12 protein-coding genes are annotated in these 14,598 nt (G+C 42.8%); 9 read left to right on the plus strand and 3 right to left on the minus strand.

Features of this window, described 5'->3' with window-relative positions:
• The first annotated feature begins 141 nt into the window (after positions 1-141).
• The 6 genes from PN457_RS00595 (at position 142) to PN457_RS00620 (ending at position 8,657) form a co-directional block, all read left to right on the plus strand.
• Positions 142-1,665: a glycosyl hydrolase family 57 gene (locus PN457_RS00595; protein WP_271730625.1), complete on the plus strand. Its 1,524-nt coding sequence runs from the start codon at positions 142-144 to the stop codon at positions 1,663-1,665.
• 547 nt (positions 1,666-2,212) lie between these two features.
• Positions 2,213-3,262, plus strand: a complete 1,050-nt coding sequence (locus PN457_RS00600) for a permease (protein ID WP_271730626.1) — start codon at positions 2,213-2,215, stop codon at positions 3,260-3,262.
• A 72-nt stretch (positions 3,263-3,334) separates the two neighbouring features.
• A complete protein-coding gene (locus PN457_RS00605) occupies positions 3,335-4,102 on the plus strand; it encodes a TIGR03943 family putative permease subunit (RefSeq protein WP_271730628.1) in 768 nt (255 codons plus the stop codon).
• A gap of 17 nt (positions 4,103-4,119) precedes the next feature.
• Complete coding sequence (locus PN457_RS00610) at positions 4,120-5,613, plus strand: hypothetical protein (RefSeq protein WP_271730629.1); 1,494 nt, start codon at positions 4,120-4,122, stop codon at positions 5,611-5,613.
• Positions 5,614-5,869: 256 nt separating this feature from the next.
• Positions 5,870-7,033, plus strand: a complete 1,164-nt coding sequence (locus PN457_RS00615) for an RNA-guided endonuclease InsQ/TnpB family protein (RefSeq protein ID WP_271730630.1) — start codon at positions 5,870-5,872, stop codon at positions 7,031-7,033.
• A 211-nt stretch (positions 7,034-7,244) separates the two neighbouring features.
• Positions 7,245-8,657 (plus strand): hypothetical protein, encoded by a 1,413-nt coding sequence (locus PN457_RS00620; RefSeq protein ID WP_271730632.1) that lies wholly within the window; start codon positions 7,245-7,247, stop codon positions 8,655-8,657.
• Between the two features lie 61 nt (positions 8,658-8,718).
• On the opposite strand, the gene PN457_RS00625 is transcribed toward PN457_RS00620, so the two are convergent.
• Positions 8,719-10,833, minus strand: coding sequence for an NAD(P)/FAD-dependent oxidoreductase (locus PN457_RS00625; RefSeq protein WP_271730642.1), 2,115 nt, complete (start codon positions 10,831-10,833; stop codon positions 8,719-8,721).
• Positions 10,834-10,903: 70 nt separating this feature from the next.
• On the minus strand, positions 10,904-11,320 hold the full coding sequence (locus tag PN457_RS00630; protein ID WP_271730634.1) for a zinc ribbon domain-containing protein: 417 nt from the start codon (positions 11,318-11,320) through the stop codon (positions 10,904-10,906).
• A 226-nt stretch (positions 11,321-11,546) separates the two neighbouring features.
• On the opposite strand from PN457_RS00630, the gene PN457_RS00635 reads away from it, so the two are divergent.
• Positions 11,547-11,807 (plus strand): hypothetical protein, encoded by a 261-nt coding sequence (locus tag PN457_RS00635; protein ID WP_271730636.1) that lies wholly within the window; start codon positions 11,547-11,549, stop codon positions 11,805-11,807.
• 84 nt (positions 11,808-11,891) lie between these two features.
• On the opposite strand, the gene cimA is transcribed toward PN457_RS00635, so the two are convergent.
• Positions 11,892-13,517, minus strand: coding sequence for a citramalate synthase (cimA, locus tag PN457_RS00640; RefSeq protein WP_271730638.1), 1,626 nt, complete (start codon positions 13,515-13,517; stop codon positions 11,892-11,894).
• A 73-nt stretch (positions 13,518-13,590) separates the two neighbouring features.
• On the opposite strand from cimA, the gene PN457_RS00645 reads away from it, so the two are divergent.
• Entirely contained in the window at positions 13,591-13,881 is a 291-nt protein-coding gene (locus PN457_RS00645) for a hypothetical protein (RefSeq protein ID WP_271730639.1), read from the plus strand.
• 119 nt (positions 13,882-14,000) lie between these two features.
• Positions 14,001-14,390, plus strand: coding sequence for a hypothetical protein (locus PN457_RS00650; protein WP_271730640.1), 390 nt, complete (start codon positions 14,001-14,003; stop codon positions 14,388-14,390).
• Positions 14,391-14,598 lie beyond the last annotated feature (208 nt).

Genomic DNA, 14,598 nt, shown 5'->3' on the forward strand with positions numbered 1-14,598 from the left:
AAGCTCACCAATAATTCGTATTTTCCGCAGAAGAGCAACAAACTTCATAACCGACTCAAACAAAAAGATGGGAATATCTTTGTAAGACCGCACCGATGATAATTAGCGCCTTGTTGCCCATCTCGTAGTTGTTCAGGGAAAATGAAATTGCCTACCACACTTAGTTCTGTGCCGGAAATCATAGACGACTTACCCAATATTTCTGGTTGGGAAACAGAAGTCTTCTCTGTAGTTAACCATGATGCGCCTGTATTTTTACCCTCAACAAATATCCGCTTAGAGGATGTAAATGCAGTCTTTGCCATCGCCCTACATATGCACCAGCCAACCATACCAGCTGGACCCGATGGCGGATTAATTAGCAATCTGCAATATATGTTTGAACATTCTCACGAAGGGGATAACCATAACGCCGCAGCTTTCGCCTATTGTTACAGCCGTATGGGGGACATGATCCCCGAACTTGTCCATCAAGGTTGCAATCCCCGTGTGATGTTGGATTACTCTGGTAATCTTTTGTGGGGACTCAGACAAATGGGACGTAAGGATATTTTGGATAATCTCAAACGAATCACCTGCAATCCCACCTATCAACCTTATGTAGAATGGCTCGGGACAATGTGGGGTCATGCTGTCATTTCTTCCACACCCATACCCGATATTAAATTGCATATCGTGGCATGGCAACATCACTTTGCTGCCATCTTTGGCTGGCCAGCATTAGCAAGAGTCAAAGGATTTTCCCCCCCAGAAATGCACCTACCAAATCACCCGGATACTTTATTTGCATTTATCAAAGCTCTCAAGGAATGTGGCTATCGTTGGTTACTTGTACAAGAACATTCTGTAGAAACAATTAGCGGTGAATCTCTCACCCATAAGCACTTACCACATCGTCTGATAGCCCGCAATTCTCAAGGTGAAACAATTAGTATTACAGCCCTGATTAAAACCCAAGGTTCAGATACCAAATTAGTGGCTCAGATGCAGCCTTACTATGAAGCCAAAACTTTAGCTAAACAACAAGTAGCAAATATCATAATACCACCAATAGTTAGCCAAATTGGCGATGGTGAAAATGGTGGTGTGATGATGAATGAATTTCCTAGTGCTTTCAAACAAGCTTGGAAAGATATGGTAAATCAAGGAGGAGGTAAATCTGGGGTTGTTGGGGTCTGTGGTACAGAATACTTAGAATTATTAGCAGCCGCTGGTTGTCAAACCAAAGACTATCCCACCTGTCAGCCACTAGGACAACATCAAATTTGGCAGCGACTTTCACCTGAAAACTGCAAACCTGATGGCGGGCGTGGCGTAGCCATAACTGTAGAAATTGCCATTCAAGAATTAAAGCAAATCAATCCTAACTTTCACATGGATGGAGCCTCATGGACTAATCATATTAGTTGGGTAACAGGATATGAAAATGTGCTCTCACCCATGCATAAATTAAGCAGTTTATTTCATCAAAAGGTTGAGAATATCTTGCCTACTAATTCAGTGGAATACCGTAATCTCCTTTTACATAACCTTTTGCTACAAACGAGCTGTTTTCGCTACTGGGGACAAGGTTCATGGACAGACTATGCGCGTAATATTTACCAAAGGGGAGAAAACTTGGTGCAAATGCTCTGTGACTCTGATAATTCACCCGACTTGGTTTGACACCCCCCTTGTCTAAAGACCTACCGTTAATTTCATGTGGTTAAGGTAGACAACCGCGGGTATGACTTGTAGTGACCTTGTGGAAGTATACCCACCACAGAAGAGTTTTACAAGGATTTGAAGTAATTTAATTTTTTGTGTGTGCACCGCAGAGCTTTCAAGGAGGCGAGATGTTAACGCGGAATATTTAAACAGTATGAACAGTTTATGAAATTTCAGGTAAGATGACATCTTGATCCAGTAGATCAAACCAAGTATAAATATTAGTCTATCAAATCTCACTCTGCTAGATGTTTATTCCCCCAAACTCGGAACAATTTCAGCAAGGGGGCAATCTGACTATCAGTCAGCATCAGTAAATGCACACATTTGAGCAAAACTATCCACAACTCCCTAGCCTTCATCATCCCTTAAGGGTAACTAGAAACAAAACACTACTTTCCTGTTCCCATAAGCTTAACTTACCCATAGATGCTTTTGATCCCCATTCCGATACAATGTTTAAACATAACGTAAAAACTTTCAAACGCTTTTGACTGCGACACCCATGAATCAACTGAACAATGGTTTCACTATATTTCTGAGTTTGCTAGTCGAGGCGATGCCATTTTTGCTGTTGGGAGTTTTATTCTCCAGTGTGCTGCTAATTTTTATCGACGAGCGGCAATTAGTAGCCAGAATGCCTAAAAACCCCTTTATAGGCGCTTTAGCAGGTAGTCTCATCGGTTTTATGTTTCCGGTGTGTGAGTGCGGTAATGTCCCCGTAGCACGGCGGTTGCTGATGCAGGGAGTCCCCACACCCGTGGCTATTGGTTTTTTACTAGCAGCACCGACGATTAACCCAATTGTGATTTGGGCAACTTGGTTAGCCTTTCGAGACCAGCCAGAAATAGTAGTTTTACGAGTGGTATTTTCTCTATTAATCGCCGTAATTATTGGCATGGTTTTCAGTTTTCAAAAAGATATAAGTCCCCTTGTTCAGCCAGCGATCGCTCGTTATCTCAAATTTAACCCACCAGGGAAATCAGACACTGAAGTCCCTGGTGGAGGTTACGTAAAACCAAGCAGATTCACCAGTGCGTTGAAATCCGGAACTTATATTTTAGGAGGAAAAGCAGGACTTACCACACGGTTAGATTCTAACTTATTACCAGCCACGAACCCATCTGTCAGTTCCGGTAAATCTGTGATGGATAAACTACAATTAGTTTTGGATAATCTCATCCAAGAATTGCGAGAGCTAGGCGGCGTCATGATTTTAGGCAGCGCGATCGCCGCTTCTGTGCAAGTATTTGCTCCCCGTGAATTAATCCTCAGCCTGGGTGCGGGACAGGTTAGCTCAATTGTAGTCATGCTGATATTAGCTGCAGTTGTATCCATCTGTTCCACCGTCGATTCATTTTTCGCCCTGTCATTCGCCTCGGCTTTTAGTAGTGGTTCCCTGTTGGCATTTTTAGTATTTGGCCCTATGGTTGACATTAAAAGTGTGGGATTAATGTTAACTGTTTTTCATCCCAAAACTATATTCTACTTATTTGCTTTAGCCGCACAGTTGACATTTTTGTTCACCCTGTTCATGAACTTATATGTGCTTTGAACCTTGTACTTTATTAAGTTGTCAGTAGGTTTTTTTCTTCTCCACTGACTACTGACTTATCACTGTTGAAAAATGGCTAAAAAAACCAAAATTACCCTGCAAAATATCTTATTCCCCTGGCTAGATGCTTTAGCGATCACCAGTTGGGGGATTTTGATGCTGCAATACTGGCTATCAGGTAAATTGTACTTGTTGATTCACCCCAATTTCTTTGGTTTAGTCATTGGTTGTGGTATAGCTTTCCTGATTATTGGGTTGTTGAAGATGCGAGAGATTTGGCGAAAACGCCGCCTGGCTAATACATCGAATATTCAGCACATGAACTTATTTCCCCCTGGATGGGGTAGTGCTTTATTATTAACAGTTGCGATTTTGGGTTTAATGATTACACCCCGGGTTTTTGCTAGCGACACCGCCATGCAGCTGGGTGTGACTGATTTATTATCCACCGGACGCGTTCAACCCCAGTCCTTTCGCCCTTCTATTCGCCCAGAAGATCGCTCACTTGTGGATTGGGCGCGGACACTTAACGTTTACCCAGAACCAGATTCATATACAGGTCAAAATGCCAAAGTTCAGGGATTTGTGGTTCATCCACCCAACATAGGAGAAAACTATATTTTTCTGGCGCGATTTGTGCTTACTTGTTGTGCCGCAGATGCCTATCCTGTAGGATTGCCAGTCAAACTACCAGAAAATCAAGAGCGCTATCCCCCTGACACTTGGCTGGAAGTAGAAGGAAAAATGATCACGGAAACTCTCGCTGGTAAACGTAACCTGACTATTGCTGCTACTTCCATTAAACAAATTCCCCAACCTCGGAATCCTTATAGTTATTAATACTTAATCACTGAAAAATGGCTACATCCAAGACCTTGATCCAACCACTAGATCGCGTGGCGATTTCACTGATGATCCTAGTGAGTCTCCTGATTGGATTCATGATACTTAAAGGTGATCTGGTGGCAGCTAGTGTCCGGGAATTTACTTGGCAAAATCAACAAATCGGAGCAGATGATATTGCCTTCACTCTCAACTTTAGCCGCCCTATGGACGTTCAAAGCGTCGAGGAAAACTTGAGAATTGAACCGCCCCTAGCAGGTAAAATTAGTTGGGCCGGCCGGCGCATGGTTTATACACTGCTCACACCAGCACCCTATGGTACAAATTATCAAGTGCGGTTGCAAGATGCCAGAGATAGGTTTGCTATACAAGAAGGGAAAAATCGCGTTATCCACCCCTTTGTTGGTAACTTTAGATCCCGCGATCGCGTGATTATTTACATAGGGGCCGATGCAGAACATCAAGGTCAGTTAGTTCTTTACAACTTAACTCAAGAGAAAAAAAACATACTTACCCCCAAAGACCTGATTGTCATGGACTTTAAGCCATTTCCAGATGGGGAAAAAATCTTATTTTTGGCTCGCACCAAAAATAACCCAGACTTACTCTCGGCTCAATTATATACTGTAACCACAGGTATTTCTGCACAACCTGAAACACCAGCAGAACCACCAGGTAGAATAGACCTGCTGTTAGACAACAAGCAATATCAAAACCTCAAATTTGACTTATCCCCAGATGGTAAAACAGTTGTGGTTCAACGCGGCAACAAAAATAATCCCAGCGATTTTGGGTTATGGTTTATGCCCAGCACTAGCAATACCAGAGAAAGACCCACCCCCCAACGCCTCAAAAGTGAACCAGGGGGAGACTTTATGATCACTCCTGATAGTCAAGCCGTCGCAGTTGCTCAAGGTCAAGGGGCGGCGATTTTACCAATACAAAATGATGCCAGCAAACCTTTGGACTACCTCCCACAGTTCGGGTTAGTACAGTCTTTTTCCAAAGATGGCTCTCAAGCAGCAATGGTCAAATTCAATACAGATTATACAAGGGACTTATTTTTGGTAACCAATCAAGGCATCCAGAAACCCTTGTTAAAAACCACGGGTTCTATTCACAACTGCCAATTTGACCCAGCTTCACCAACTCTCTATTGCTTGCTGACACAGCTCATATCTGATGAAGAATATATAGAACAGCCTTATGTAGTCGCAATTGACCTGAAAACTGGAGAACAAAAACCACTATTATTACTACCCACTGAACAGCGGAACGTGCAAATGAGTTTAGCACCAGATGGTTTAGGCCTGCTCTTTGATCAAGTAACAGCACAAATAGATCAGCAGCCTTTATCTGCAAGTGTACTCAAAACACAAGATGGAGAAGCGATCGCTACTAGTAGCCTGTGGTTAATGCCTTTATTGCCTATTGATGATACGTCACAGACTACAATCAAACCAGAGAAACTACCTTTCGTAGGATTTCATCCCCGTTGGTTGCCTTGAAGGATAAAATAAATAACATCCATAAATGTGAATAAAAGTCAAGTAACTGAAAATCATTTCTCACAATCTGTCATCAACCCTGTATATTGGTAGTGTTTACACTAAAATCTGCCGTGATTCTAATAGCTTTTGTGGCCTAGCCAGAGGGTTAGTAGCTAGTTACTGTTTTCTTAACTAATACTCACAAACACACACATTTGCTCAAAATTTCCTGTCATCTTTTCGCTTGGTGACAGAATTATAGTAAAATCACTGTATGCTACTAGGATTCAAAACCCAACTCAAAGTCAACAAGCAACAACGACTACTACTGGGACAACACGCAGGAGTAGCCAGACACGCTTGGAATCAAGGGTTAGCACTTTGTCAACAGGTATTATTACATAACAAACTTAATCCTCAAGACAAAATCAAATTTCCCACAGCTATAGATTTACATAAATGGTTAGTAGCAGCCATTAAATCTACCCATCCTTGGTATTATCAAGTTTCTAAATGCGCCCCTCAATACGCATTAAGATATCTGTCAGATGCCTTTAAATCCTTCTTCAAAAAAAGTAAAGGCTTTCCTAAATTTAAGAAAAAAGGGAGACATGATTCTTTTACCATAGATGGTGCAATAAAAATTGATTATAGAAAAATCAAAGTACCCGTAATTGGTTGGATAAAAACTTATGAAATTCTCCCGACTGGATATAAACCGAAATCTGTCACCATCAGTAAACAAGCTGATAAGTGGTTTATCTCGTGGAAACTGGAGGTAAACCCAAATTCAACACCCAAAAATCAAGACTTTGTAGGAGTTGATTTAGGAATAAATCATCTAGCAACGTTATCAACAGGAGAAATATTCAATGGGGTAAAAAGTTATAATAAGTCTGAAGCTAAATTAGCAAGAATGCAATACTTGAACCGTCATCAACTCAGAGGTTCAAATAATTATAGAAAAGCCCAAATCAAAATAGCAAGACTACACCAAAAAATAGCTAATACCAGAAAAGATACATTACACAAAATCACCACCTATATTAGCAAAAACCACGCGGTTATAGGGATAGAAGATTTGAATGTGTCGGGGATGTTAGCTGGTAAATTAGCAAAAGCTATTGCCGATATGGGCTTTTATGAATTTAGAAGACAGCTAGAATACAAAACACAACTGTATGGCAGTAAGTTAGTAATTGTGGATAGATTTTATCCCAGTAGTAAGACCTGCTCAAGTTGTGGAGAGAAAAAATCATCACTGCCATTATCTCAAAGAGTGTTTAAATGTGATAGTTGTGGCTTTGAGATTGACAGAGATTTCAACGCGGCGATGAATTTAAAACAAGAAGCGGCCAGATTGACCGTGTTAGCCTGTGGACTAGATAGTGCCGACACTTCTAGGGTGAAACAGGAAAAAAAAGCAGACTTTTGTTAGCATTAGTTAGCTTTTTTGGATCGGTAATGTTGTCACTCACCCCTGCCTGATGGCTTGCGTGGACTAGACCATAGGAACCCTAACCCTGAAGGAATTGGTCATAGCTGAAATGGAATCCCTAAACTTTGATAATTCGCGACAACCGATAGCTGACGTGGCGTAGCCATAACGGCTAATCTGTCCATTTTACTCCATTGTACCTCCTGACAATATGGCAAATACACAATTGCAGATCCTCACACCTGCGGTAGAAGCAGAGCCAGAAGTACACACTCCTGACTCCCAGACAATTAAAAACCCATCAAACTGGGTGGAGACGCCTAACAGTCAACAAGAAATACTTGTGGATAGTGAAAATGTAGAGCAGTTGCATACAATTTCTCTACAGGCATTGAATGAAGAATTGCGAGGGGCAAATAATGACTTGTATCAGCAGCTAGAGCATCTCAAAGATCAGCTGGCTGAATCAGAAAAGGCTTTGCAGTGGCAGAAAAGGCGTTCTAGTGTCGCCGAGTCAATGTTGAACCAACACACGCAAGAACTGGCCGCGGCTCAACAACAAATTAAATCTCTATTCCAAGAGTTAGAAACGGCTGTACAAACCATTCAACGCCAAGAAAACTATATTGAAACTTATAAGGCAGAATTACACATTAGCCAACAACGCCTGGCTAAATTAGAGCGAGAATGTGCGCTGCTGCAAACTAACTATAACGAACAGTCTCAACAGGTATTACAATCGGAAAATGCTTGTCGAGAGCTACATAGTAGGCTCATGCGACAACAACGCCAGACCCTGCAATTCAAAGCCGCTCTCGAAAAATGCCTAGAGACACCGGTGGTTAATGATTCCTCAGACTATACAGCCAACCACCAAACGAGATTTTCCCGAAAGGCTCGGTCTTTGTTGCCTAATGTCCAACCTATTCGACCCTGGTCAGCAGAATCAGAATCTTTCACAGACCAATTTGATTCTTCTGGGAATCAATCTATAGACCCCTGCAGCAATCTATCTGCCTCACCTCCATCTAGGAGTGATAATTCTCCATCAATTCAGCAAGACAGGCCTGCTCCCTCTCTAGAAGAACCAGCGCCCACACAACTATCTGCTCCACTGGAAGACTCTGCGAGTACATCAGAAAGTATTTCATCTGTAGATTCATCAAAGCTAGATACTCAATTGGATACTCTAATCCAATTGTTTTTTACTAGTGAGCCAGAATCTGCCTCACTGGCCCCTGCTGAGATGAATGTAGACAGCAATGAAACGGTGGCACCTATCTGGGAGAGTATGGACACAACCGGGGAAAGTGAGAGCCCCCAGTATCCCACAAAGGACAATCAGCAATTGGAAATACTTCCAACAGAAGAACATTCCCCAGAGTCCTACACTTTGCCTGATAGCTCCCCTAGGCAACCCATAGAATGGGAAAAATATTTGTTAGAAAACTCACGATTGTATAAACCCGATTCCACCTCAAATGATTTTGCAGATTACGCCAACGATGCGAAATCACCATCACCCCTGGTTAATCGCCAGCGCGATCCAAAAGTGCGCAGGTCTTTATTATCAGTAGAACTACCGAATTTATCGAAAAATCGTCAAGATAACAACTATCACTAATAGAGCCAAATCAGATTTGTGAATTGGCTTTACCCAGGGTTACATCGCTTTGCCACCCAAGCTACAGAATTTTTGCTTCTGATTTTGGAATAATGGCATCTGAATTATTCAGTGCTAACTGATTTTTTGTTCCTTTTTTACCAGCAGCGATGGCGTAGTTAATCGCCAAGAGCCGGAACCATAGTGCAGGATGGCGTGATTCCAGCCAGGGTTGAGTTTGCAGCAAGAAGTGCGGGAACCATCCACTCAGTAAAGTACTGACTAAGGAATGAAGACCAAAATTAAAATAATTACCCATCCAGCGGACTAGATCTTTGAATCCAGCTAGTTGCCAAATCCATAACAGCATGGCTGGATTTTTGCGAGCTGCTTTGAGTGCTAGTCGGTTGAAAGTCCACCAATCACATTTATCTTTAATGAAATTATCTGCTATTTCTGGTGGTTCATCTGCTAACAGACCAAAGAAGGTATTCAGCATGGAGTTAATCCGTTGGGGGGGCAAAAATTTCCCCGTGGGAACCATCATTCCTTTAGAAAATAGCCAAGTTACGGCAACATTACTTTGGTAGGCGCGAATTCTGTTTAAATGGCGGAAACTGAGCAGGTCATGCTTGAGGGCTGTATCTAAAAGTGTTGTTAAACGGTTTAAGTTGCGAATTAAGGACCCAAAACCCGTGAACACCAGAGGAGACTGGAGGGATGCGGCATCACCAATAGCAATTAATCGATCAAAGGCGATGGTGCGATCGCTACTTCCTATACTAAAATGTCCAGGTATATATCCAAATGTCGGCTTTTTCCACTCTAGTTTATCTAGGTCACAGCGCCGATACTCTGGCAAGATAGTGAAAAAGTCTTCATACATTTCCAGCAAGCAACCAGGGTTAGATTCATTGACTTCATGGTAATGAAATAAATAAATTGTCAATTCGTCGCCAGATCCGGGAAATAATTCCCAGATTAACTGCCTTCCCCTAGAAATATCTCCATGGCTGTAAAGTACATCACCATATTGGGAATCCCAAACCCCTGGGTCAAATCCCCCGGAGATGACTGCTCCCACTGTCGGACATACACTGTCAAAAGCACGACCGCCATTTAATTGCCAAGCGATGGGGGATGCGGTTCCCATGGCATCAATTAATAATCGCCCGCTGACTTGCTGCTGATTTTGACTAGGTAAATCCTTGACTGTAATCACAACTTGGGTTGAGTTGATATCGGCACGTATGAACTCTGTTTCATCCCAGATTTCACCGCCAGCGTCTCGTAGTTTTTGCCCACACATTTGCAGTAATCTATCGGAGTCTAGCGCTATATTTAATACTGTGGGTGTATGCAAGATGGGCGATCGCAATTTTGGGGGATTATTGCCATCAAAAAATTTATTGAATCCGTCTTTGTATTCTCGGACAATTAAAGTTTCTAACTCGCTAGGTGTTAGTAAACCCAAATGAATTAAGCTTTCAAGTTCATCACGAGAAATATTCCATTCTCGATTCATCCGCCCAAAAGGCAAACGTTCCACCAGCAAGACTTTATATCCTAATTTGGCCATGACAGCGGCATGAATTACGCCTAATGCGCCACCGATGTAGATTAAGTCATACATAGGGGAGGAGGAAGATGTCACGCCCTGCGACTCTGGCGATCCGCTAAAAACTACCTGTCGGGGTTTTTGAGGATTACGTACTCCTTCCCGCCATTTTTGCTCCCACCAATAGGCACGATTGAGATCATATTCGCCATTGGGCATGCGCTGAAAATATTTAACTGTGAGGGGGTAAGAGGTTGCTAGTGCCTCAAAAATCGATGTTTGGGCATCAATACCCGGAGGTTCAGGATATTTATGCGGAAATTTTTCCCGCATTTGATTAGTCAGACGTTGCACAATTTCTTTTTCTCTGATTGAAAGTCCATAGGGCGGCTGATTTGCCCAACGAAACACTTTGAGATAAGTGGTTCGCTGTACTGACCAGAGGAATACAGAAAGTTCGGGCGGTATTTTTTTTGTATCTTCCCCTGGTGGATTTTTGTTGATTGTGAGTATTTTCAAGCGAAAACCATCGGGGGTGAGCAATTTTTCCCCAAAACCTGGTTCAAAGTCAGTTTGCAGCCAAGTTAGTACAGGGGTGCTTTCGGGTGTGGGAATTTCTAAATAAAGTATTTCTGTGATCATTGTTTGCTGACATCTGGTGTTGACATCTCCCCCTGGTTGAAACACAGGGGATTCTAAACCGATGTTGCTACGCAGGCCCAAGCCTTGCTACGCAACGTTTACGATATGATTTACTTAATCCCTTAAATAAATCAACTCGTCTTGGGAGTGTCAAGGCTCCCCTACCCACCTTGGCTAGGCTAACACCTAGCTGTGTGGCTACTTTTGTTAAGATATTTGCGGCACCGTTACAGTCAGCGTTTACCAGTATCCCCGTAGAAGTTTTGTACAATCCCTGTTTTACCCTTTGACCTGACGGTTTCCATCCGTTGGGTTTTTCACCATGTTTGTAGAGGCGATCGCCATCCAGGTAAGACGCTTTTGATGTATACGCTTCCTCAGTAACTGTTAATTTTATCCCATATTCTAGACAAAGTTGTTTAAGGCGTTCAATTAGTCGCCCTGTGGGAATGGGGATAAAGTTTTGATTCCCCCGCTTACTCATCTTAGAGGATGTTTGATAAGTTTTGAGCTAGTCCTCATCTGACATTTTATAGACAAAACTATACTTATATTGACAAGTATTGACATAAGTGAGTTAAGAAAATCGCCCACTTGAGATATAATCCTACGATATCAAGTTACGAAAACCTCTCAAATGTATCTGAACGTAGTTCAGAGAGTGCAGAGGGGATTTGAGTAAGTTCCAATTACTTGTTAGGCGCATGAGGGTGCATAATTGTGCTATTTGTGGTTATATACAAGACCGCGACATTGCCGCTGCACAAGTAATGCTTTACTGGGCAAAAGGAATTCTACCGGAGTCAGGAACTGGCTTCGTAGTCGCAGAGTCGTCTATCTCTACCGCATCTACCAGTAAGCATAAGCTTGCCGGAGCGATGCGGCCAGTAGGGGCAAAGAAGCGACAAAAATCTACAGAAAGTTTTGCTAAAAACGAACTGTGGGTAGTTCATTCTTGTTTTCTGTGCTGACTACGCGATGAATTATCCCATTCTAAATAACGAAGTTATCTAGAAAATGGGATGGAATGGGTAATAATGATTATTTCCGTTCATTTACAAGTTTTCAAGGTTAAGTTGGACCTGATGTAACAACAAACCATATTCCAATCCCTCTACCACTGCTTGATAGGATGCTGCCAAAATGTTGGGTGAAACTCCTATAGTAGTCCAGCGTTCATAACCAGTGCCTGATTCTACTAATACACGTGTTTTAGCTGTAGTACCTGTATGTCCGTTGAGAATCCTGACTTTATAATCGGTTAGTTCAAAGGTGGCAACTTGGGGATAAAAGTTGACCAAGGCTTTGCGTAAAGCCGTATCCAACGCGGCTACTGGTCCGTTTCCTTCTGCTGCTTCCAAAATGTTTTCCCCGTTCACAGCTATTTTAACAGTCGCTAGGGCATTGTTAGTTTCTTTACCTTCAACTAAATCACAATGTACTTGAAAGCCTTTGACCTCAAAGAACTGCTGACGATTACCCAAGGCCTCGTACATCAACAGTGCAAAACTCGCCTCTGCTGCTTCAAATTGGTATCCTTGACTTTCTAATTCCTTGAGGCGTTGCAGAATTTGTCGAGCGGCTGGTTGGTCTTTATCTAGTTCAATGCCAAAAGTACGAGCTTTGGCTAACACATTACTCAACCCAGATTGTTCGGAAATTACTATGCGGCGACGGTTACCAACTTGTTCTGGTTGAATGTGTTCGTAAGTCAGGGGATTACGTTCTACGGCTGACACGTGGATGCCACCTTTGTGTGCAAAGGCTGAACTTCCCACAAAGGGCGCGTGTTCATCGGGGGCAAGGTTGACCACCTCACTCACAAAACGACTTGTTTCTGTAAGTTGATTTAGCTGGTGTTCTGAGATACAGCTATAACCAAGCTTGAGTTGTAGATTGGGAATTAATTCGCACAGGTTAGCATTACCACAGCGTTCGCCGTAGCCGTTAATTGTTCCTTGTACCATTTTTGCGCCTGCCATGACGGCGGCTAGGGCGTTAGCTACTGCTGTACCGGAATCATTATGAGTGTGGATGCCAAGGGGGATTGGTTGTTGATTAGCGGCTAATGACAAATGACTGATAACTGATGTGACAATTTGACTAATTTCGTGGGGTAAAGTACCGCCATTGGTATCACACAGAACTAGCCATTGGGCGCCCGATGCGATCGCGGTTTCTAATGTCTGTAAGGCATAATCTTGATTGTGCTTGTAGCCATCAAACCAGTGTTCTGCATCATAAATGACGCGTCGCCCTTGAGAACAAAGATACTCGATAGTATCACGAATCATGGCTAGGTTTTCTGCTAAAGTCGTGTTGAGACCGGCTGTAACGTGTAAATCCCAAGATTTACCAAAAACTGTCACCCAACGAGTCCCAGCATTCAGAATTGGTTGCAGCAGGCTTTCAGTTTTAGCGGTACTATGAGGGCGGCGTGTGGAACAAAAAGCCACAATTTCTGCTTTTTTAAGCGGGTATTCGCGCAGTTGCCAGAAGAATTCAACATCTTTGGGATTGGCACCAGGCCAACCACCTTCGATGAAGGGAACTCCCATCTGGTCTAATCTACGGGCAATGCGTATTTTATCTTCTATAGAAAGTGATAGACCTTCGCGCTGAGTGCCATCTCTTAGCGTGGTGTCATATAGCCAAAGTTGAGGTGATGGGTCTGTGGTCATAAAACTGCAAGTTGCGGGACAATGAGTAGCAATGTGTCAATATATAACAAAAGGCAAATTTGGGAATTCAGGTATGCCCAAGGTTGAAACTATCAAGCTAAGACAATTGAGTTCTACTGGGGTAGATCAATTAGGTCGAATTTTGCTCCTCAAGAGTATTCACCTCTACAATGCTGGTACTAAGGTAATCACTGGGGGAGGAATTCCCATTTGTGGTAACTGTGCGGTCAAGGTAGAAGGTAAGGTGTCCGACCTCAAAGACTGGCAGTGTGATGTTTTTGGTTTCCATTTAGGAGCGACTGCCAGTGGTTTCAGACAAAGCCAGCAGCCCACCTCTCCATTCTCCTACAACGGCACTGCCTAAGAAAAGTCAATATAAGCTAATGGGGGATGTGAAATTCGCAAAATTCGAGCTTATTCTATTTAGTCCTCAAATGCTATGGACACCATAAGGTTAGGTTAAAAAAGGAGATAAAGATTAAGATGGGTAGATGGACTCCAATAATTCTCATGGGCGGAGGCTTGGCAATTTTGGTTGGTACATTGTTGGGTATCAACTTTCCCATAGGTGGACAAGAAACCGCCGGTAATGATGTTCCGGATGGCAAAACATCCAGGGTACTCCCTGCTAATATTAATGTTAATAGCTCTTCTCCTAGCAGGAGCACAAGCAACGATAGACCCACTCCCAGCAGGGGTGACGTTGCTCAGGATAGTTTTTCTCCCCCTCCCAGGACTAGCGTTTCCAGAAGTAATGATTCATCTTCAACTTCTGAGACTTTATCAAGTAGCAGAAGTACCGGTGTCCAGTCAGCTACTACTTCTTCTTCCCCTACCACAACAAGTCAGCGACCGATTCGAGCTTTGTGGTAAAGCTGGATAGTCTTTCAGGGTGATGAGGGTATGATGGTTTAGTTATGGTGCGATTCGTTCTTCCTAAATGAGCATTTATGCTCAGGGACGGAAGGTAAGACTGGGTAAAACCAGACTCTTATAACTGTGTGTTCATGTGGGTGAGAATCCCACCCCCTAGGTGCAAGGGTGACAGCATCTTCCTTACGGTAGCGACTAGCCATCAATC

It is taken from the genome of Anabaenopsis arnoldii (assembly GCF_028331025.1).
GTDB lineage: Bacteria > Cyanobacteriota > Cyanobacteriia > Cyanobacteriales > Nostocaceae > Anabaenopsis > Anabaenopsis arnoldii.